This window comes from Ruegeria sp. AL12, from assembly GCF_056540885.1.
In genome coordinates this window covers 1-706 of sequence record NZ_JBQFXN010000126.1, presented here as the reverse complement: position 1 = coordinate 706, position 706 = coordinate 1, and the positions used below count along the sequence as shown (strand labels likewise).

The window sequence follows — 706 nt, the reverse complement described above, 5'->3', positions numbered from 1 at the left end:
ATGTATCCCTGGATACTCTGGATGACGACAAATTTGCCAAGGTCACACGCTGGGGCCGCCTCAAACAGGTACTGAACGGCATCGACGCGGCGCAGAAGGCAGGGCTGCGGATCAAGATCAACGCTGTTGCGCTCAAGGGTTTCAACGAACCCGAACTGCCCAAGATCACTGAATGGTGCGCCGAGCGCGACATGGACCTGACCTGGATCGAGGTCATGCCGATGGGCGATATCGGCAACGAGGATCGCCTGGACCAGTACTGGTCGCTCAAGGACGTGCGCAAAGAGTACGAAAACCATTACACAATCACGGATCTGGCCGAACGCACTGGCGGCCCGGCCCGCTATATCAGGCTGGAAGAAACCGGTCAGAAGATCGGCTTCATCACGCCCCTGTCCCACAATTTCTGCGAAAGCTGCAACCGCGTGCGCCTGACCTGTACTGGCGAGCTTTATATGTGTCTTGGGCAGGAGGACATGGCTGATCTGCGCGGCGCATTGCGGGATCACCCCGATACAGAACAGCCGCTTGAAGATGCCATCCGCGCGGCGATCAACCTGAAACCAAAAGGTCACGACTTCGACTAATCCCGCCAGTCCGTCGATGGCCGGATGACCCGCCATATGAGCCATACAGGCGGCTGATACATGCCGGATCCCCAAGACCGACCCACAGCGCTGTACTACCTGTACTGCGCTCTGATCTC

Annotated in this window: 1 protein-coding gene; it reads left to right on the top strand. The window is 58.1% G+C overall.

The genetic code is table 11. The features are described from left to right. Positions 1-587 (top strand): GTP 3',8-cyclase MoaA (locus ACR0C6_RS21780; protein ID WP_480621234.1); only part of this gene is annotated, 587 nt, incomplete at its 5' end. Positions 588-706 lie beyond the last annotated feature (119 nt).